This is a genomic window from Magnetococcus marinus MC-1 (assembly GCF_000014865.1).
GTDB lineage: Bacteria > Pseudomonadota > Magnetococcia > Magnetococcales > Magnetococcaceae > Magnetococcus > Magnetococcus marinus.
In genome coordinates this window covers 1,459,463-1,478,738 of record NC_008576.1, presented here as the reverse complement: position 1 = coordinate 1,478,738, position 19,276 = coordinate 1,459,463, and the positions used below count along the sequence as shown (strand labels likewise).

The window sequence follows — 19,276 nt, the reverse complement described above, 5'->3', positions numbered from 1 at the left end:
GAAATCCTGGCATGGGGGGTAGGAGCAGGCAATGGAGGCAGCATCCAACAGCAGAGCCGCCGCCCGCACAACACCGTTGCGGGGGATTGTCCATGCCCACTCCAACCACTCTTTTGATGGCACCCTGAGTTATGCCCAGCTGCGCACCCTGCTGCTGGGTGAAGGGTTACACTTCGCCTGCATGACCGAACATATCGAGGGGTTGGATCAAGCCAAGGTGGAGGCCATTATCCAGCAGTGTCACGACCACTCCGACGCCGCGTTTCTGTTTATTCCCGGCATTGAGATGGACTGTTTTACCATTGCCTTTTTGGGGATCAGCCCCTGCGCCATTGATTTTACCAGCAATGCGCAGATCGCCCAATCGCTGCACCCCCATGCGGCCATGCTCATACTCACCCACCCCATCAAGGCCCGTTTTAACCCTGCCCCACCGTGGCAACAGTGGTGTGATGGGGTGGAGATTCTGAATAGCCGCCACGATGGCCGCCATGGTGTGCGTCCACAAAGTTTGCAGTTATGGCAAACCATCCAGGCCCAGCGCCCCAACGTGGTCCCCCTGGCCGCGTTGGATCTGCACCGGGTGGGGGATCTGCAACCGGTCATCATGCAGCTCCCCCCAGGCCCGTTAACCCCTGCGTGGGTGCTCAGCCAACTTAAACAGGGGGCTGGAGTGCCCATGTTGAACGGGCAAGCGCTGCTCAAGCGCCCGCCTATGGCGCAACATCTCGCCAGGCTCCGCATTGGGGTGATGGATCTGGCCCACCACTGCCACCACTGGTTGACAGAACGGGGCGTGCGGCTGCCCAAGGGGCTAAAACGCATGCTGCGCCGCTGGCTGGAGGGCAAAGCGTGAGCCCCCCGACCACACCCCACCGGGTGCTGCTGTTAGGGGTGGATACCCCCATCGGCTTAACCCTGGTGCGGGAGCTGGCCAAGGCTGGTATCCAGGTCTACGCCATTGCCCGTCAACGTCACGGGGTGGGGCTGCACAGTCGCTATCTGCATTTGGGGGTCTACCATGATAGCCAGCAGATCACGCAACTAGATTTAATCAACCAGCTGGCCCAAACGCACCAAATCCCCTATCTGATGACCGTTTCAGAACCGGATATTCTCTGGTTACAGGCGCATGGTGAGCAATTACAGGGCATTCGCCCCCTCATCCCCGCCCCCCACCCCTTTAGTCAGGTGCTGGATAAGCAGCAAACCCTGCTGGTGGCACGCAAGCTGGGCATACAGACCCCCCAGAGCTGGCAGATCAGCCACCCCCATGAGATTGCCGACTTGGTGGCGCAGGTGCCCGGTTATCCGGTTATTCTTAAATGGGCGGACCCCCAAGCGGCGCTGCCACGGCTACGTGCGCACAAGCTTACTTTAGAAAAATATCGCTATGTTGACACGCCACAGGCACTGGTTGAGCAGTTAGCACGCTACACCCCTACGGGCCATTATCCCCAGGTCTCCTGTTACTGCCCTGGTGTGGGTTTGGGGCAGATGATCTACATGCACCAGGGGCAGGCCACCCTGACTTTTCAACACCAGCGGCTGCATGAGTGGCCGCCGGAGGGGGGTGTTTCCACCCTCTGCGAGAGTCTACCCCAGCAGGCGCACCCGGCCTTACTGGCGCAATCCATCGCCCTATTACAAGCCCTTGAGTGGCAGGGGGCGGCCATGGTGGAGTATCGTTTTGACCCAAAAACCGGCCAAACGTGGTTGATGGAGGTCAATGGCCGTTTTTGGGGCAGTCAGCCGTTGGCTTATTATGCGGGGGCCCATTTTGCGGTTGCCACCTACTGGTGGCAGGGGTTGCGGCAGCCTCCGCCGCCCAGCCGACAGCGGGCGGGGCTGCGTTGTCAATACACCATTCCCGCGCTACACCGGCTGCAACGCATTGTGGGAGATCCAGAGCTTATACAGAACCGCAGCTTGCGTTTTTCGGTATTGGCTGAACTCATGGGCTTTGTGCTGGGGGTGTTGGACCCTCGTTTGCGTTACTATATTTTTGCCTGGGATGATCCCAAGCCCTTTTGGGTGGATACCCGCCAGGCCCTGAATAAATTGTGGAGGCAAATGCGCAAGCGTTTTTGTTGGCGAGGCTGCACATGATTGATCTTAATCTCTCCGTTGATGTGGAGTTTACCATCAATGGCTGTTTTACCCAGCCCCAGCACTACCGCCCTTTGGGGGTGGCGTCGTTGCAGCGTGTGGATGAAGGGGTATCCCACGGGTTGGGTTTTATTCTGGATACCTTGGAGCGTTACCAGCTCAAGGGGACCTTTTTTTGTGAGATGTTCCAGAGCCACTATTTTGGCGATGCCCCCATGCAGGGGGTGATGCAGGAGATTGTGGCGCGGGGTCATGATGTGCAGTTGCATCTACACCCGGCATGGCGGATTTTTCGCCATAGCGATTGGTTGCAACGGCTCACGGCTGGGGGCACCCCCTCGGACGCCATGCATGGTTTGGGCGAGGTTCAGGCCATCCAGTTGCTGGAAGAAGGCATGGCCTGTTTTAAGCGTGTGATGGGTTATGCGCCGCTGGCGTTTCGTGGGGGCAGCCTGCATGTGGATGAGACGCTTTATCGGGTAGTTGCGCAACTGGGCATCCCCATGGCTTCGTGCCAGGGTTATGGTTTTTTTGCCCCTGGGGATGTTGCTTTGCGGCGTCTGCATGGTTTGCATGATATGTTTGGGCTGCGGGAGGTCCCGGTCACCACCTATACGGTGCATGGTTTGGGTGGGCGGCGTTGGTATAAGGCGTTGACGGTAACGGGCACGCCGGCTTTTTTATTTTGGAAGTTGTTGCGGCAGGGGGTGATGCAGCAGAGCGGCCCGTTGGTGGTTTTGACCCATGCCAGCGAGTTTTCCACCATGCAGCGTGATCCTGAGCGACCCCGTTTTGTGCCCCATAGGGGCAACCAGAGCCGTTTTGAGCGGCTGTGTCGCTTTTTGGACCGCAACCGGGCGCATATTCGCACCAGCACCTTTAGCCAGGGGTTAGAGCTATGGTCGGCGCAGCCCTCCCCCCCACTTAGGGTGGGCATGAGCGACCTACTGTTACGCCACCTTTTCAACCATTTTCAGCGCCCTTGAGGCGAGGCCGGCACAGATGCGCCACCCCGGCACCAACACCCGCGCCATAACCTTACCCCTTAATTAGGCACCCGTCCCCGGAACTCCCGCGAGAGGCACAGCAGAGAAAACTATGGAAAAAAACTAAAGCTTAACTTTCACTTACAAACCTAGCACGGTGGAAACAACATCCTTTCAGCGAGACCATAGTTTGAAGCATACTCCATTTTTACCGAATCAAAGTCATCTTTAAGCTCTGGATGCAAAATCCCTCCCCTTACATCAGATGCATAGTCCTTTGTATTTGATGAAATAAACACTATCCTATTACTGTAACCAATACTTCTCAAGTGTTGCGCAAGAAAAAGATATAACTCAATCACAATACAATCTTTCAACTCCTGCTTTCCCTTTTTTGCTGGCGCTTTACAAAATCTACTTCTATCGAAAGCTTTATTCTTTGCAACATCATCTTCTTCTTTATATGTGATAGATTTTCCTATAAAGCTATCATAAATATTTTTTCCATATTGTGAAAAATCATTTTTAGAAAAGGACAAGTTTTGACTTACTGTAGCTCCAATTGAAACATACACTCTCTGGAGAAAAGCTATTTTTTTGTTTAGTTTATCAAGTTTATTCTCTGAATCCTCACAAACAGATGAAAAATTATCATTTAGCTCATGATGAACTTGACTATTTACCACAACATGTAAATAACCTTCCTCACCATCAACCTTCCGTAAAAGTCTTATAGCAGTTTCATACTGGTCACTACTAAAGCACTCTCTGGTCGGGTCTCTAACCAAATCCAATAAGCTACAGGTATCAAAAAACAAAACAGGTGCATTTTTTGACAAGATACATTGAGAAACTGAGGCTGTATCAGTCATCAGATCCACTCTGGTCATATAAGCTTAACAGACCTCGCGCAAATTCATACTCAATAGCTAGAGACGTAGCAGCATCTATTCCCCAGCCTTCCTCTTGCACAAACCACCGTTCTAGAGTTGTACTATCAAGGTTTGACTTCTCACGATGGGCTGCAATAATAAAGCTGTTCCATCTTTGTAAATCTAGTGGATGAGAAGATCCCGTTGATTTATTTGCCGTCTTAGAAAACCTATCTAGCAAGGCAGCTGTGTCTTGACTAAGCCAATGAGTTATCGGTAACTCCCCCTTTGTAACTGTCATTAGGACATCAAAAAATGCGATATTTTCAGAAACAACACTCTTGACAAAATCGTCAATTATTTCATTATACTGAGCTTTAGTCAACTCACCTTCTTCAGGAACTATATTAGTTACTACTAGTCGTTCTTTTAGATAAGTCAGGAACAAAGAAACATCCGGAATGCCTTTATGTGAGGTTCGCTTAAATACAATAAAGCGATCATCATCTGACAAGGCCATGCTTTCTATTCTTTTTTCGCCTTCATACCACCTTTCCCATTTGGCAACTTTCACCGCTGAAATAGAGTCAATAAAGCCATCTAAAACTTTCTTATTACCTGTGAAATCAAGATCTTTAAAAACGCTCAGCATGAACACCACCTAATAGTTAAGATTCTATGGGAAATTCCGGGGACATACACTTTATTCATGATCAACACTCTTTTTGGAATTCCGGGGACATACACTTTATTCATGATCAACACTCTTTTTTGACTTTGGTCCCGGTTTCTGCTTACCAAGCTTCCGTCCCGTCTGCTGTTCTAATCGCTTTGTAAATTCCGGGAACACACACCTCATTTTTGGGTTAGGCGTGCCCCAAAACTTCCCCAGAAACATGACGAGACCATTCTACGGCTGAAATCCCTCTATTTCATGAGGGATTACCCACCCAAAACGGTGACCTTTTGCGGGGCACACAGCCAGCGCATACCTTAAAATCGTGTTGTTTTCTCTCGTACAGATGACCGTTGCGCTCATGCTAGCCTTTTTTATCGCACTATAATAGATATTATTTTCATCTCTATTATTTTTTACCACCAACCACAACCTCAACCAACAGGATAAAGCTTTTCAAGCCACTGGTGCAGAGAGGCGGTTTTCATGGGCTCTCACAGCCCGGCTTGCCCGCGTCCTGCCCTGGGCAGAGGGGCGGGAAAAACAGCAAAAAAACGGCCACCCAAAAAAACAGCAAAAACCTGAAAAAAATCACACCGAGCCTCAGATTTTAACGCCGAATATGCTACACTCTGCGCTTTGGTGACAGCACCCCCCCGCAAAGAGTGGCCCCCACAAGCTCCCCCAACACGGAAGCTTGCGGCGGTATCTGGGCGAACCCGTGCTCCACCCATGCCGAACCCAAAAGGATTATGACGGCTATGGAGCCCGAACCTGTGGAAAAAACTTTACATGCCGCCATGCAACTGATTCTGGATTTTCTACAGGAAAACCAAAACAGTACCCTTCGAATTGTGGATTTTCTCCCACCCCAACAACTGGCCGAGCAGTTCGATCTGACCATCCAGCAGCAGGGTCTGGCCAATCATCAGGCGCTCATCCCCCTGCTGCACGCCTATCTCCAACACAGCGTCAAAACCGGCCACCCCCAGTTTTGTAACCAACTCTTCGCCGGCTTTAACTTTCCGGCCTTTCTGGGCGAGGTCTTTACCGCCCTCACCAACACCTCCATGTACACCTACGAGGTCGCCCCCCTGGCTACCTTGATGGAACGCTTTCTCATCGAAAAAATGGGCAAATTGGCTGGCTTTACTAACCATGATGGCATCTTCTCCTCCGGGGGCAGTAACTCCAACCTAATCGCCATGCTCTGCGCCCGCCAACAGCGCTTCCCCCATATCAAACAGCTGGGCAACAGCAACGCGCCACCCTTGGTCTGTCTGGTCTCGGATCAAGCCCACTACTCCTTTCAACGCGGGGCGATGGTGCTGGGCATGGGCTTGGATAATCTGGTCAAAGTCGCCAGCGACCCCCAAGGCCGCATGCAACCCGCCGCCCTAGAGGCCGCCATTCTCCACGCCAAAGCCGCCGGTAAACAGCCCTTTATGGTGGCCGCCACCGCCGGCACCACCGTGCTGGGTGCCTTTGACCCCCTCCCCCAGCTCCACGCCATTGCCCGTCAACACGGCCTCTGGTTCCATGTGGATGGCGCCTTCGGGGCCTCGGTGCTGCTCAGCCAACGCTGGCGCCACCACCTCGATGGCTGCCACTTGGCCGACTCCTTGACCTGGGATGCCCATAAAATGATGAACATCCCCCTCATCAGCTCGGTCATTCTGGTGCGCGAACCCGGCCTGCTGCGCGAAGCCTGCGGCTCTGAAGGGGGCCACTACCTCTTCCACGAACACGATTATGATGTGGATCAGTTTGAACTGGGACGCAAATCCCTCGCCTGCGGTCGCCGGGTCGATGCCATGAAACTGTGGCTGGCGTGGCGCTACTATGGAGACCTGGGCTATGCCGCCCGCATAGATCACCTGTTCGAACTAACCGCCTACGCCAAAGATTGCATTCTCGCCCACCCCAAATTAACGTTGATGGTCGAACCCCAATCGGTGACACTCTGCTTTCGCTACCAGCCCGACAAAACCGTGGATCTGGACGCCTTTACCGTCCGTTTGCGGGATCGTTTGGTGCGCAGTGGTGATTCGCTGGTCAACTACTCCCTGTTACAGCAGGGGGTGGCCATTCGCATGGTCTTTGTCAATGGTGACATGCAAACTTCAGATTTTGACCACTTTCTGGAACGCCTGCTCATCCATGCCCAGGCACTGGAAGCGGAACTGTAACCACCCACCAACGCGACCTCACAAACCACCCCGGCGCAAGCAAAAAGAGCCCCCACAGTTGAACACCTTGGGGGCTCTTTTAATACAAACAATTATGGAGGCAACCTCTCTGCGGGACATCACCTGGGGGGACAGGGATGTGCACCTCTCAGCAAGGCTGCCCCCATAAGGGGGTTGGCACCGCGAGGGTTAGCGTGCCTTTAACCAGTTTGCTATGGACGGGGGCACTTCACGCTGCGCCCGACCGGATACATAAATACCAATATGCCCCCCCTTAAAAGGGAGCTCGGTGTAGTCCGTCGACCCCACCAGACCCTTTAACACCTTGGAGGCCGCCGGGGGCACCAAATGGTCAAGGGTGGCGTAAATATTAAGGATCGGCATGGTAATGTTTTCCAGCTTAACCTCCTTACCACCAATCTGCGCCGTACCGTTGACCAAGCCGTTCTCCTGATAAAACATCTTGATAAACTGACGGAACGCCTCCCCCGCTTGATCCGGGCTATCAAAGATCCACTTCTCCATGCGCATAAAATTACACAGCTTGGTTTTGTCCTGCATAATCTCAACCAGATCCAGATACTTTTGACCGGTTAAAGAGAATGGCTTCATGGAGAGAAAGGTAAAGTTAAGCAGTTCACCGGGCACATTGCCCATGGTTTCCACCAGCAGATCTACATCCAGATGGCGCGCCCACAGGGACAACATGTTGTCTGGGGTTTGAAAATCCACCGGGGTCACCATCGTGACCAAATTTTTCACCTTCTCCGGGTAGAGCGCCGCAAAGCAGAGGCTAAACGCCCCACCCTGACAAATGCCCAACAGGTTGATGGCATCCAGATCATGGCTGCGGCAGATATGGTTGACCGAACGTTTTATGTACCCATCGACATAATCTTCCAACCCCAGATAGCGGTCAGCCGCATCGGGGTAGCCCCAATCAATCAGGTAGACATCCATGCCCTCTTCCAGCAAACCCCGGATGGTGGAGCGATCCTCTTGCAGATCGGTCATATAGGGGCGGTTCACCAGCGCATAGACAATCAACATGGGCACCGCATGGGGCTTTTTTACCTGGGGGGTAAAGCGGTAAAGCACCATCTTATCTTCGCGGTAGACCACCTCTTTATCGCTGGTACCAACCTCAATGGGGCCTAACTCGGCCAAATTTTTGTAGCCCTCGGCCAAGTTCTTATTAAAATCGGCCAACTCCTGGGCAATGGATTGGGGGGTAAGTTGAAGGGGAAACATGGCTTACGACTCTCCCTGTTGGCTGCTGCTACGCTTGGTCGTCGCTTTTTTTACCACCGCCGCTGGCTTGGGCTTGGCCCCAGGCGCGGCTGTTGCTGCCACAGCCCCAGCGGATGCCGCCTTGAGGGCCGCCAACTCAAGGGCCATGGCGTCCATTTGATCACGCAACGTCGAAAGCTCCGACAGCTGCTGTTGCATACGCTGATTCTCTTTTTGCAGATCAGCCAACTGGTCGGCCAGCTCAAAACTTTTGCGTTTGAGCTGCTGCACCCCCATGTGGGCACGCTCCAGCTCTTGCCGGTCGGGCAGGTTAAGGCTCTTATAAAGCCCTGCACTGACCTGTTGCTGGTGCTGCTTGAGCTGCATCATGGCATTGATAAGCTTGGCATGGATGAGCGCATGTTCTTCACTGGCCGTTACTTCACCATAGGCCTCTTCCGCACACTTAACCCATAGATCATAAAGAGCCTTGAGGGTGCTCACATTTAGCTTTTCAGGCTCATCCAACAGTAGGTTGCGCAACTCATCCAGGGATTTGCTGCCCACCTGAGACATCAACACCAGATAGTCGAAAAACGCCTGCTGATACTCCATCCAATAACGCACGCCCTGTTGCTGCTGCTCTTGGGCTTCGCGATGATACCCAAGGGCTGGCATGCTAAGAAATTTCTCGATCTGGCTACGCATGGCCTGCTGCGGCGTGCCCATGGCTTGCGCATTAAAGCCACCCAAACCACCCGCGGGATTAAGATTCAAGGCGCTGAAAAACTGCTGAAACCCCTCCATCGGCATGCCCCACATGGCGGCTGCCGATGGGGTGTCCCCCAGAAAGGCTTGGGGATCAAACATTTTTTTAAGATTGGCAATGGCCTGCTCAACCTGGGCCGCCCAACCTTGCGTGGGGCCACTCGTAGCGCCCGCCTGGTTGGAAAAGGCTTGCGTAAACTGCTCAGAAAATTTCATAAAAGCGTCGGATTGACCACTCAGCGCTTGCACCAACCAGGGCATCTGCTGCACAGGCTCACCACCCATCATCGACATCCAGGGTTTCATGCTCTCCTGCCAAAAGCGCATGGGGTTGGCCGCCTGTTGGGGGGTGCCTCCCTTGCTCAGCATATCCCAGGCCGTCTTGGACCAGGTGTCCCAAGTTTGCTTCTGCATCTCAGACCAGCCATGCATCCAACCATTGAAAGCTTGCGCGTTATCCGACATCACTCTCTCCCACTTAAAATCTGCTCGCGTGGGGGGGAAATTCGGTATTCTGCACACCCCGCAGAACACCGAACAACATGTTTCCCCACCGCAGAGGCTAACTTAGGCGTTGTTACGCCTGTGCCCCTCTAACCCGATGATTGCATCAGCGGATTTAAGCAAGCAAAGGCTTACGCATCCGCTTTTTTAGCCGCGTTTACCACAGCTTCCAAATTTTTCTCCACCAGGGAGACCACTTCACCACGGGTCTCGTTCATCAAACTTACCGTGGCATTGGCGTGTTTGACCATCTCATCACCAAAGGCTTTGGCCAGCTCGGCCTGACGGTTGATCACTTCACGGGCATCTTTCACTTCACCCAGCAGTTTCACCTGCGAAACGCTGTTGTTGATGTAAAGATTGGCCAACGAGATCTGCTGTTGGGCCAGCTTTTGAAAAGCATTCTCGTTGATTTTCTGAAAGCTGCTCATATTTTCCATAAAGGATTGGGTCGCTTCGTTCCACTGTTGAGCGAAATCGTTATTCATGGTCTGTTCTCCTTGAGGGGGCGGATGCAACGTATTTTGCGCTGCAACATGTTGCAATGCAGAATACGCAGATTTAGGGGGGTCGTCAAGGCTTTTTTTGCAGTGCAAAATAAAACCCGCCAAGCCCCTGCCAGAGGCTTAAACCGTGTGGCGCAAAACAGGTGCGGTGATTAGCATAGGTGCGGCGCATAGCCCTTGCCGGTGTCGGGATTCACATATTCCGCCACTCCGAACCATAAACGGCCATAAGCGCCCCATGGGTGCAAAGCAGAAGTCCCTCCATAGGTGGCAACCGAGTCTATTTATCCTCCTTTTTTTTACCCCCAGAGAGGGTGGACTGCCACTGGTTCCAAAACTGCATATTCTGTTCGGCGGCTTTATTAAACATCGCCATAAAGCCGTAGGGGTCTTGTTTCGATTGGGGTTTGCCGCCAGCGATTTGGTCGAGAAAACTCTTTTGGTTATCCAGGTAAAAGGTAATGCTCTGTTTCAGAAAATCCCCGGTAAAGGATTGCATAGCCCCGCCATATAGACGGATAATCATGGTCAAAAAATCGGTACTGAAGACGGGATCGCCCTTCTCTTCTTCATCGGCGATCACCTGTAGCAGGATGGTACGGGTGACATCGGCCCCGCTTTTGGAGTCAATCACCTTAAACTCAATCCCCTCCACCACCAATTTATGAATCCCCTCCAGGGTTACAAATTCTGAAGTTTCCGTATCATACAAGCGACGATTGGGATATTTTTTAATAATGCGCGGTTGATCCATAGTACCACCTAAATGAAGAGCCAGGATGCCATAGAGCCCACATCCACCCCATGACCTTGAGCCTCATTGTGGGCTAGCCGCCCTTAAAAACTCAACCGCTTTATGCATATCCCCAAGCGGTTATCGATTCCCAGCGGGTAAAAAAACGGACCCCATGCGCAGCTTGGCGGCCAACCATAAGAAAAATCCCGCAACCCAAAACCGCTGCGGGATCTCCCTTAAAGCCCTCATCAGCCTCGACCATGGGCTGAGCCGCAAGCGCCCCCCTTTGGGCTTTTGCAGACCACATCCCTTTGCGGGGCATCTCTTAGTGGGTGTACATGCCCCCATTGATGGAAAAATCGGCCCCGGTCATAAAGCCCGACTCTTCTGCCGCCAAAAATGTCACAAGGCGGGCAATCTCTTCGGGCTTACCCAAACGGCCTACCGGGATGGTGGCAATGATTTTGTTACGAATCTCCTCATCAATGGCCATCACCATATCGGTGCCAATATAGCCAGGGGAGACGGTGTTCACGGTGATCCCCTTACGAGCCACCTCTTGGGCCAATGACATGGTAATGCCATGCATGCCAGCCTTGGCCGCCGCATAGTTAACCTGCCCAAACTGCCCCTTTTGACCATTGACCGATGAGATGTTGATAATCCGCCCATACTGGCGCTCCAACATACCATCCAACACCGCTTTGGTCATGTTCCAGGTACCGGTCAGGTTGACATCAATCACGCTCTGCCACTGCTCGGGACTCATCTTTTTCATCACCCCATCTTTGGTGATGCCCGCATTGTTGACCAATACGTCGATGGGTCCAAGGCGGCTCTCAACCTCTTCAACCCCTTTGAGGCAGGATTCATAATTGCGTACATCCACTTCTACCATCACCACTTCCACATGCTCAAGCTCACGCTCTTTTTTCCACTGTTGTACGCGGGCGCACTCCATCACCGTACAGGTGGAGGCCACCTTGTAACCCTGGGCATGCAAGCTGCGCACAATCTCGGTACCAATGCCACCGGCACCACCAGACACCATCGCGACGCGATCTTTCATAAAAAAACTCCTTCACACTTCACTTTATCTGCTTGTGTTGGTTCAACCCAACCCCCCGATACACGCGCGACGAGGCACTTCACGGGGTGGTTGGGTGGGCAAGTGGGCACAACCGCATTAAAGGCTTTCAACCGCCAAGGCAACACCCATACCACCACCAATACAAAGGGTTGCCAAACCTTTTTGGGCACCTCTACGCTTCATTTCATGCAGCAGTGTCACCAGCACCCGCGCCCCAGAAGCACCAATGGGGTGGCCAAGGGCAATGGCCCCACCATTGACATTGACCTTGCTCAGGTCAAAACCTAGATCCTTATTAACCGACATGGCCTGAGCGGCAAACGCTTCGTTCGCCTCAATCAAATCCAGATCACTCACCTTCCAACCCGCCTTCTCCAGACACTTGCTCACAGCGGGTATGGGTCCCGTGCCCATCACTTTGGGGTCAACCCCCGCGCTGGCATAGGCCACCACTTTAGCCATGGGGCTCAGGCCCAACGCTTTGGCCTTGCTGGCGGACATCACCAACACCGCCGCCGCACCATCATTGATGCCTGACGCATTGCCCGCTGTAACCGTACCATCCTTTTTAAAGGCGGGGCGCAAGCCAGCCAACGATTCGGCTGTGGTGCCATGCCGGGGGAACTCATCGGTATCAAAAATGATGGGCTCTTTTTTGCGCTGTGGGATCGAGATGGGGATAATCTCTTCGGCAAAGCGGTTATCCTTTTGTGCTGCTTCGGTCTTTTGCTGCGAAGCGGCGGCAAAGGCGTCCTGCGCTTCACGGCTAAACCCATACTGTTCGGCGATATTTTCGGCGGTGTTGCCCATATGATAATCGTTAAAGGCGTCCCACAAACCATCCTTGATCATGGTATCCACCGCTTTCCAATCCCCCATGCTCTGACCATGGCGGGAGTTGGGTAACACGTGGGTGGAGGCACTCATATTCTCTTGCCCACCGGCCAATATTACTTGGGCATCACCACACTTGATCGCTTGGGCGGCCAAAGCAACCGCCTTTAGACCCGAACCACACACCTTGTTAATGGTCATAGCGGGTGTCTCTATAGAAAGACCAGCACCCAGAGCAGCCTGACGTGCAGGGTTTTGCCCCACACCCGCTGTTAATACCTGCCCTAAAATCACTTCATCCACCAACTCAGCCGCCACCCCTGCCCGAGCCAGCACCCCTTTGATCACCGCGCTACCCAATACGGTAGCCTCTTGCCCGCTGAGGCTACCCAAAAATTTACCAATGGCCGTACGACCGGCTGCAACAATCACCACATCTTCCATTTTTCCCACTCCTATCACGCTGACACAAGCAAAGCTCCGTCACCCGCAAATGGGTTGGGCTTTGTTCGCCAGAAAAGTCTACCTTTTTTAATCAGGAACCTTCATAGAAGCATGTTCAGAAAAATTGTGCAATGCAAAATAATCATTCCCCTACAAATGGCTCCCCTTTGCGACTTCCTCTATTTATGCATAGCATTTCATATATTTATAAAGGCGGCATCATCATTATAAAAGCTGGTATACATTCAATAATCAAATGATTGCAGCTCAGGTAAAGGGGGCTTATGATGGGCAGAGTGGGGGATTTGTGGGACGCCTAATGTCAGCTTATTGCCCCCATAAGAGAGCTTCACCCAAACCCGTATGGTCTCTGTGGTTGCCATTGTCCCACGGCAACCCGCAGGCCAACCGATGATCGGCAACCCGCAGGGTGTTCAACATGCAAGAGGGACCCAAATGGTGCGCTGGGGTTAAAAACCTCAATGCCGCCCTAGCCGAGCCGGTATCGGGCGAGGTGCTCTCTGTCCACCATGGGCAGGTGGATGTGGAGACCAGCTATGGTGTTGTCACCGTGCGCGGCCACGACCTAAAACCGTGTGATGAAGTGATCATACGCAATGGTTGGGCGACCCTGGAAAAACCCCGCCATCACCTTGGATTTTGTGTGTAGGAGACACACGTCCCCGCTAAAATTCTGCAACGCAAAAAAACCACTTGCACCTAAGCATCACCTTACGGCATGGTATCTCGACAGGATAACCCCCACGTCTTTGTCATAAGAGGGTCATAACCCATGCCAGACACCCCGAACCACCCCTGGTTTAGCCTGTTCAACCCCTGGTTTTCGCCCTTGCATGAGGCCATGCACGACACCCTAAAAGCCTACTGGGGGGAGCGCCATGTTACCACCCTCTGCCCCTGTTGTGAGGGTGACGGCATGCTCAATGCTGATCTCCCCCTTATGGACCCCATGCTCAACCCGGTCGCGCTCTACGCTTGTGACTATTGCGAGGGATCGGGACAGATGGAGAGGGTGGTCGACAAAGTTTACCAACTGGGTGAAGCGGGCCAAGCGATGTTTGAAACCGGCCTACAGATGCAGCGTCTGTGGGTCAAAATGGTCAACCAAGTAACGGCACAGCAGATAGGCACCGCCCACGTGATGACCGAGGGTGCTCTTGCGGTGTTTCAAGCAGGGCATGGGGAGAGCGACCCCTTACAGATTCTGCGTCACCGTGCCCGTGCGGTGCAGCAGACTTCGGAACGTTTGTCTGAAATAGCCACCATCCATGTGCAGCAGAGCAGCGTCAACCGCCGCCGTGCCATGCAGACCGTTAAAAAACAGAGCCAAATCGCCATTGATGCCATAACCGACATGGCCGCCACCAAGCCGCCACACGCACCCCAAGAGCGCTAAACGGTTTTCCGCGATTTTATATCTGCCCAAGAGATCCCTACGCCCCCGCCCGGGAACAGCTGCCAGCAAGGGGGCATTGACCGTTTCACCCCAGCTATCACCTCGCTATAAGTGCGTTGCACGGGTTGCGGCCTGCGGGTTGCAACCCGTGCGGCAAGCGGCGTTGCGGCACCCCGGCAAGGGGGCTGAAAACAAATTCTTAGGCAATTTTTGTGCGATCGGGGTATTCTGTAAACTCTGTGGGCGAGGCCCATTCACCAGCATGAGGGATTGGCTTTGGAGCGTCACGTTGAAGAACATCTTCTGTTTCATTGTGGGCGCTTAACGGAGCGTGCCCAGTTGGTTATCGTGTGCGATCACGACACCCACGCGATCGGTGAGCGCCTATTGGCCGCTGCCCAGGGCAGGTGCGCTCAAGCCACCCTGCACACCCTAGCCCCCTTTCGCATGGCTGGGCAAGAACCCCCCGCAGAGGTCGCTGCGCAGATGGCCCAAGCCGACCTGTGCGTGGGCTTGACCCGCCGTTCCATGGCCCACACCGAGGCCCGCAAAGCCTGCACCAACGCTGGAGGCCGTTATCTTAGCCTGCCCGATTACCATGAGGCGCTGTTGAGCCACCCTGCCCTACTGGTCGATTTTGTCGCCATGGCCCCCAAGGTCGCCTATGTTGCCCAGCAGTTAAGCAAGGGGCACCACGTTCATTTAAGCAGCGCGGCGGGGAGCGACTTAACCTTTTCCATCTCAGGCCGGGTAGGCAATGCCTGTCCTGGGGCACTGCTCAATCCCGGTGATCTGGGCTCCCCCCCGGATATTGAAGCCAACATCCCCCCCCTGGAGCAGAGCGCCTATGGGGTGGTGGTGGTGGATGCCTCTATCCCCTGTCCAGAGATCGGCCTCTTGACCGAGCCCATCACCCTGACCTTAGAGGCGGGTTTAATCACCCATATCGAAGGACCCGCTCCCTTGGTGGCCGCGCTAGAGGCTCTGCTGGCTGGCCCAGGGGATGAAAACGCCAGACGCCTTGCCGAGCTGGGCATTGGCATGAATCCAGCTGCCTCGGTGATGGGTAATATGCTCATGGATGAAGGGGCCCATGGCTCGATTCATTTAGGTTTTGGATCCAATAGCACCATTGGCGGTCTAACCACCATACCGTTTCACCAAGATTTTGTCCTGCATAGCCCCACTTTGACCATCGACGGCGTGCCGTTGGTGGTGGCTGGAGAGGTTGTTTATGGTCACGAATGTTAGCAGCGGCGGCGTTTTTGGCGCCGATCTTAATCAACTGGTGGCACACTACCCCCAGCGGCATGCCCTGATTGACGCGGTACACGAACAGCGCCACAGCTACCAGGGTTTGGCCATACTGATCCAGCGCCTACAGGCCACCTTAGAGAGCTGGCAGATCGGCGCGGGCGAGGTGGTGGTGAGCCTACTACCCAACAGTGTGGAGCAGTTGAGCCTGTTTTTAGCCGCCCTCTACAGTGGCCGTCATTTTGCCCCTCTCTCCCCCCAATGCACCGCCATTGAGCTGGCCCACTGGTTAAAGGTGACGCAAGCCAAGGTGTGCTTATTAACCACACTCTCCAGCCCGGCTCAGCAACAGGCGGTGCGCGAGGCTGGGGTAACGCTGCAACTTGTGGCGCTGGATGGTCAGTTTGAGTGGGCACAAACCGAGCAGCGCTCTGTTAAGGCGGAGCCACAAGGGGGGAGCCGTCTCTATTTGCACACCAGTGGCACCAAAGGGGAGCCCAAAGCGCTGGTGATTGATGCCAACACCCTATGGCAGGCGGGCCAAGCGTTTGTTGCCCTACATCCGGCCCTACATGGGGGGATGCGCTTTTTTAATATTATGCCCATGTCCTACCTAGGGGGGCTTTTTAATCTGGGCTTAATCCCCTTGGTCCATGGCGGTTCTATTGTGGTGGCGCCCCCCTTTAGTGGCCGCACCTTAATGACCTTTTGGCACGATGTAAAACGCTTTGGGGTCGAAGCTTTGTGGCTGGTCCCCACCGTGGCCCGTGGTCTGCTGGCCCTCTACCGACCCGGTAAGGATGAGCGCACCACCCCCCGCCAAACGGGCATCCAATATGCCTTTGTGGGCACCGCCGCCATTACGCCAGAGGAAAAACAGCGTTTTGAGGCCTGTTTTGGCATCCCACTATTAGAAAATTATGGTCTCTCAGAGACCACCTTCTTAACCTCGGAGCAGCCGGGCCAAGCGCAACTCCGTTCGCTGGGCAGCGTGGGCAGCGTGCTGCCCTATGTGACCCTAAAATTGGACCATGGCCCCGCCGAGCAGCCCCGACCTATCCGGGTGCGCACCCCTTACGCCTTTGTGGGATACCTGGGCCAAGATGGCGAAATTCGCTCCCCCCTCGATGATGAAGGTTATCTGCACACCGACGACCTGGGCCTGTTGGATGCCAACGGCCAATTGGTTTTAAGGGGGCGCACCGGTGATTTCATCAAAAAAGGGGGTTACTTTGTCAGCTTGGTGGAGATAGAAGCCTTGGCTACCACCTGCCCAGGGGTGCTTGAAGCGGTGGCGGTTGCCACCGTGTCTGAACTCTATGGCGATGACTATAACCTGTTTATCCGCTGCGATGGCAGCATGACAGAAGCACCCGAGGCCCACTTTAGGCAGTGGATGGCCGAGCGTCTGGTTCGCTACAAGTGGCCCTGTCGCATTCAAGTGGTGGAAGCGTTTCCCCGCACCGAAAGCGGCAAAATTCAGAAGCGCAAACTCTCGGTATCTGAGTATTAGGCGCGGCTGTTTTTTTAATAACATCGGCCAAAAACTCCCACTGGCCGGATAGAGCGGGGTTTACCGGCGACCAACCCTGACCCCCTCGCTCATGAAGAGATAGAGCACCATGCAAATAAGCCAAACGGTACAAAACGCGCATCAAGCACTCTCCATCTTTATCAACCAGATGATCTATGATCTCAAACATCTGGGTGAGGATGTGACGGTGCTCTCCCTTGGGGAGTCCTTTTTTGAAATGGAGATGGATGATTTTTCTCAGTTGGATCTGGAGAAGATTAACCACTACTCGGACTCGCAAGGCATTCCAGCGCTGCGTAAAAAGTTGGCCCACTACTACCAGAGCCGCTACCGGGTGACGGTGAACCCTGACCAGGAGTTAATCATCTCCGTTGGTGCCAAATCGCTTATCTATATGGCGATGCTGGCCACCCTTGAGCCCGGTGATGATGTGCTCATCTGGGAACCCGCTTGGCTGAGCTATCCTGAACAGGCCAAGCTGGTACATGCCAAGCCCCGGTTTATTCCCTATGATCTGCCGGTTGAGCAATTGGACACGCTGTTTACCGACAAAACCCGCATGGTGGTACTGTGCAACCCCAACAATCCCTCGGGGCGGGTTTACAACCGCGCTGAGCTGCAACGGATCCACACCACCTGCGCCCAAGCGGGTGCGTGGCTGTTGGTGGATGAGGTCTATAGTGATTTTGTGCTGGACGAACCCTTTGTCTCATTGGGTGAGCTGGTACCGGACTTTAACCACTTGATCATCATTAATTCGCTCTCCAAAAATCTGGGCATTTCTGGCTGGCGCATTGGTTATGCCATTGGTCCAGAGCCCCTGATTGCCGCGCTGCTGCGCATTAACCAACATGTGATCACCTGTACGGGCACCCCGCTGTTGCACTACTGCAACCATTATTTTGATAAATTGGTCAATCGCGCCCTGCCCCAGGTCGAGGCGGTGATGCACCGGCGCAAGCGCATTAAGGGCATGTTACAAGAGTTGGGCTTGGATGAGATGGCGGGCAGCGCCACCTTTTACCATTTTGTTCACCTTGGCGACTATCCAGGCAACGCCTTTGCGTTTGCCGCCCAACTGCTGTTGGATCACCACATCTCGGTGGTCCCGGGCTACGCCTATGGTGAGAATGTGGATCGCTTTATCCGCATCTCTATTGGTTGGGAGTCAGAAGAGCGGATTTGGCTGGCGCTGCAATCCATCAAAAATGTCATAACCGGCCCCGCCCCCGACCCGCGACAGTTGCGTCAACGTCTGCTGGCGCTGCCATCGGTGCTGAGCAATGTTGGCTTTAAAGAGGTGGTGGATGAGGGCCTGCAACGATGATTTTGGGGGCAGACCACATCAGCATGAACGGTGGTCAGGCCGAGGATGTGGCGCCGGCTTTGGAGCAACAAGGCTGGTCTGTAGCGTTTCGTTGTCAAGACACCCTACCCGTTGCCGCCACCTGGACCCGTACCCAAAACGGTCTCTTTGACCTGCATTTTGCCCGCTATACCGCCAGCGGCCCCGCCCTTGAGCATACCGGTTACACCCCGGCCTCGCAGGCAGCAACGGCCCATAAGCAGGGTTATTTACCCCTATTTGGACATATCCCCCCCTTGTGGCAAGCCCTCCCTCGGCAACCCGAAGCGCGTCTTTCAACAGCCCTGCAACAGGCCTTGGGGGGCACCCCCCAATTAGGCCTATGGGCCCCCTTTCAACACCCCTTATGGGTGCTGCCACAAGGGGAAGCGGCGGGAGTGTTGGCCGTCGCCCTCACCACCCCAGAGCGACAGAGGGAGCAACACTTTTGGCAAACGGGATTGGGCTTTCGCCTGGAGCAGAGCGGTGACGGCTGGTCGCTGCTGCAAAAAGCCCCCCCCATTCCCGCATGGCGGGTGCGGCTGTTACTGGTGGATGGCCCAACCCGGGGGGGTGGTTTTTTGGATGATCATGGTTTCCCCTGTCTGGCCCTGTTGAGCAACCGCCTGAGTGCGGATCTGCAAACGGCAGAAAAGCATGGGGGCACAGGGGCCAGCCCGATCATTACATTGAGCGTAAACCAGCAGCGTGTTAACGTGGCCTTTTTACGATCACCAGCGGGCTACCCGGTGGAGTTGATTGAGGCTCAAAAATAGCTTGGG

At 54.2% G+C, this 19,276-nt stretch carries 18 protein-coding genes; 10 read left to right on the top strand and 8 right to left on the bottom strand.

Annotation, left to right across the window (positions count from 1 at the left end):
• Nucleotides 1-31 precede the first annotated feature (31 nt).
• From MMC1_RS06010 to MMC1_RS06000, 3 genes are read left to right on the top strand one after another with little or no spacing between them, the layout of a single operon-like run.
• On the top strand, nt 32-856 hold the full coding sequence (locus MMC1_RS06010) for a hypothetical protein (RefSeq protein ID WP_011712843.1): 825 nt from the start codon (nt 32-34) through the stop codon (nt 854-856).
• Nucleotides 853-2,109: a carboxylate--amine ligase gene (locus MMC1_RS06005; RefSeq protein WP_011712842.1), complete on the top strand. Its 1,257-nt coding sequence runs from the start codon at nt 853-855 to the stop codon at nt 2,107-2,109. The genes MMC1_RS06010 and MMC1_RS06005 overlap by 4 nt, the downstream gene beginning before the upstream one ends.
• Nucleotides 2,106-3,095, top strand: a complete 990-nt coding sequence (locus MMC1_RS06000; protein ID WP_011712841.1) for a polysaccharide deacetylase family protein — start codon at nt 2,106-2,108, stop codon at nt 3,093-3,095. The genes MMC1_RS06005 and MMC1_RS06000 overlap by 4 nt, the downstream gene beginning before the upstream one ends.
• Nucleotides 3,096-3,244: 149 nt before the next feature.
• On the opposite strand, the gene MMC1_RS05995 is transcribed toward MMC1_RS06000, so the two are convergent.
• Together MMC1_RS05995 and MMC1_RS19705 are read right to left on the bottom strand one after the other, a co-directional pair.
• Entirely contained in the window at nt 3,245-3,967 is a 723-nt protein-coding gene (locus MMC1_RS05995; RefSeq protein WP_011712840.1) for a PIN domain-containing protein, read from the bottom strand.
• The gene (locus MMC1_RS19705; RefSeq protein WP_011712839.1) at nt 3,960-4,619 is read right to left on the bottom strand and encodes a hypothetical protein; all 660 of its coding nucleotides are present in this window, start codon (nt 4,617-4,619) and stop codon (nt 3,960-3,962) included. Before MMC1_RS19705 ends, MMC1_RS05995 begins: the two co-directional genes overlap by 8 nt.
• A gap of 785 nt (nt 4,620-5,404) precedes the next feature.
• On the opposite strand from MMC1_RS19705, the gene MMC1_RS05980 reads away from it, so the two are divergent.
• Nucleotides 5,405-6,832, top strand: coding sequence for a pyridoxal phosphate-dependent decarboxylase family protein (locus MMC1_RS05980; RefSeq protein WP_011712837.1), 1,428 nt, complete (start codon nt 5,405-5,407; stop codon nt 6,830-6,832).
• A gap of 189 nt (nt 6,833-7,021) precedes the next feature.
• Here MMC1_RS05980 and MMC1_RS05975 read toward each other — a convergent pair whose 3' ends face one another.
• The 6 genes from MMC1_RS05975 to MMC1_RS05945 form a co-directional block, all read right to left on the bottom strand.
• Nucleotides 7,022-8,083, bottom strand: coding sequence for a class III poly(R)-hydroxyalkanoic acid synthase subunit PhaC (locus MMC1_RS05975; RefSeq protein ID WP_011712836.1), 1,062 nt, complete (start codon nt 8,081-8,083; stop codon nt 7,022-7,024).
• A gap of 3 nt (nt 8,084-8,086) precedes the next feature.
• Nucleotides 8,087-9,295 (bottom strand): class III poly(R)-hydroxyalkanoic acid synthase subunit PhaE, encoded by a 1,209-nt coding sequence (gene phaE / locus MMC1_RS05970; protein ID WP_011712835.1) that lies wholly within the window; start codon nt 9,293-9,295, stop codon nt 8,087-8,089.
• A gap of 170 nt (nt 9,296-9,465) precedes the next feature.
• Entirely contained in the window at nt 9,466-9,822 is a 357-nt protein-coding gene (locus tag MMC1_RS05965; protein WP_011712834.1) for a phasin family protein, read from the bottom strand.
• Nucleotides 9,823-10,120: 298 nt separating this feature from the next.
• Nucleotides 10,121-10,594 (bottom strand): polyhydroxyalkanoate synthesis repressor PhaR, encoded by a 474-nt coding sequence (phaR, locus tag MMC1_RS05960; protein ID WP_011712833.1) that lies wholly within the window; start codon nt 10,592-10,594, stop codon nt 10,121-10,123.
• A gap of 307 nt (nt 10,595-10,901) precedes the next feature.
• Entirely contained in the window at nt 10,902-11,645 is a 744-nt protein-coding gene (gene phbB / locus MMC1_RS05950; RefSeq protein WP_011712832.1) for an acetoacetyl-CoA reductase, read from the bottom strand.
• A gap of 117 nt (nt 11,646-11,762) precedes the next feature.
• A complete protein-coding gene (locus MMC1_RS05945; RefSeq protein WP_011712831.1) occupies nt 11,763-12,944 on the bottom strand; it encodes an acetyl-CoA C-acetyltransferase in 1,182 nt (393 codons plus the stop codon).
• A 439-nt stretch (nt 12,945-13,383) separates the two neighbouring features.
• On the opposite strand from MMC1_RS05945, the gene MMC1_RS05940 reads away from it, so the two are divergent.
• From MMC1_RS05940 to MMC1_RS05915, 6 genes are all read left to right on the top strand, one after another.
• Nucleotides 13,384-13,614 carry a hypothetical protein gene (locus MMC1_RS05940; protein WP_011712830.1) on the top strand — a complete coding sequence of 77 codons (231 nt, stop codon included), beginning with the start codon at nt 13,384-13,386 and terminating at the stop codon, nt 13,612-13,614.
• A gap of 123 nt (nt 13,615-13,737) precedes the next feature.
• Nucleotides 13,738-14,361: a hypothetical protein gene (locus MMC1_RS05935; RefSeq protein ID WP_011712829.1), complete on the top strand. Its 624-nt coding sequence runs from the start codon at nt 13,738-13,740 to the stop codon at nt 14,359-14,361.
• A gap of 276 nt (nt 14,362-14,637) precedes the next feature.
• On the top strand, nt 14,638-15,612 hold the full coding sequence (locus MMC1_RS05930; protein ID WP_011712828.1) for an aminopeptidase: 975 nt from the start codon (nt 14,638-14,640) through the stop codon (nt 15,610-15,612).
• Complete coding sequence (locus tag MMC1_RS05925) at nt 15,596-17,128, top strand: class I adenylate-forming enzyme family protein (RefSeq protein WP_011712827.1); 1,533 nt, start codon at nt 15,596-15,598, stop codon at nt 17,126-17,128. Before MMC1_RS05930 ends, MMC1_RS05925 begins: the two co-directional genes overlap by 17 nt.
• A gap of 109 nt (nt 17,129-17,237) precedes the next feature.
• Entirely contained in the window at nt 17,238-18,476 is a 1,239-nt protein-coding gene (locus MMC1_RS05920; protein WP_011712826.1) for a pyridoxal phosphate-dependent aminotransferase, read from the top strand.
• Nucleotides 18,473-19,270, top strand: coding sequence for a glyoxalase/bleomycin resistance/dioxygenase family protein (locus tag MMC1_RS05915; RefSeq protein ID WP_011712825.1), 798 nt, complete (start codon nt 18,473-18,475; stop codon nt 19,268-19,270). The genes MMC1_RS05920 and MMC1_RS05915 overlap by 4 nt, the downstream gene beginning before the upstream one ends.
• The last annotated feature ends 6 nt before the right edge of the window (nt 19,271-19,276 follow it).

Bases quoted from the DNA above. Each gene is read 5' to 3' on its own strand.
- MMC1_RS06010 (WP_011712843.1), top strand. From the start codon at position 32: ATGGAGGCAGCATCCAACAGCAGAGCCGCCGCCCGCACAACACCGTTG.
- MMC1_RS06000 (WP_011712841.1), top strand. From the start codon at position 2,106: ATGATTGATCTTAATCTCTCCGTTGATGTGGAGTTTACCATCAATGGC.
- MMC1_RS05995 (WP_011712840.1), bottom strand. From the start codon at position 3,967: ATGACTGATACAGCCTCAGTTTCTCAATGTATCTTGTCAAAAAATGCA.
- MMC1_RS19705 (WP_011712839.1), bottom strand. From the start codon at position 4,619: ATGCTGAGCGTTTTTAAAGATCTTGATTTCACAGGTAATAAGAAAGTT.
- MMC1_RS05980 (WP_011712837.1), top strand. From the start codon at position 5,405: ATGGAGCCCGAACCTGTGGAAAAAACTTTACATGCCGCCATGCAACTG.
- MMC1_RS05975 (WP_011712836.1), bottom strand. From the start codon at position 8,083: ATGTTTCCCCTTCAACTTACCCCCCAATCCATTGCCCAGGAGTTGGCC.
- phaE (WP_011712835.1), bottom strand. From the start codon at position 9,295: ATGTCGGATAACGCGCAAGCTTTCAATGGTTGGATGCATGGCTGGTCT.
- MMC1_RS05965 (WP_011712834.1), bottom strand. From the start codon at position 9,822: ATGAATAACGATTTCGCTCAACAGTGGAACGAAGCGACCCAATCCTTT.
- phaR (WP_011712833.1), bottom strand. From the start codon at position 10,594: ATGGATCAACCGCGCATTATTAAAAAATATCCCAATCGTCGCTTGTAT.
- phbB (WP_011712832.1), bottom strand. From the start codon at position 11,645: ATGAAAGATCGCGTCGCGATGGTGTCTGGTGGTGCCGGTGGCATTGGT.
- MMC1_RS05945 (WP_011712831.1), bottom strand. From the start codon at position 12,944: ATGGAAGATGTGGTGATTGTTGCAGCCGGTCGTACGGCCATTGGTAAA.
- MMC1_RS05940 (WP_011712830.1), top strand. From the start codon at position 13,384: ATGCAAGAGGGACCCAAATGGTGCGCTGGGGTTAAAAACCTCAATGCC.
- MMC1_RS05935 (WP_011712829.1), top strand. From the start codon at position 13,738: ATGCCAGACACCCCGAACCACCCCTGGTTTAGCCTGTTCAACCCCTGG.
- MMC1_RS05925 (WP_011712827.1), top strand. From the start codon at position 15,596: ATGGTCACGAATGTTAGCAGCGGCGGCGTTTTTGGCGCCGATCTTAAT.
- MMC1_RS05920 (WP_011712826.1), top strand. From the start codon at position 17,238: ATGCAAATAAGCCAAACGGTACAAAACGCGCATCAAGCACTCTCCATC.
- MMC1_RS05915 (WP_011712825.1), top strand. From the start codon at position 18,473: ATGATTTTGGGGGCAGACCACATCAGCATGAACGGTGGTCAGGCCGAG.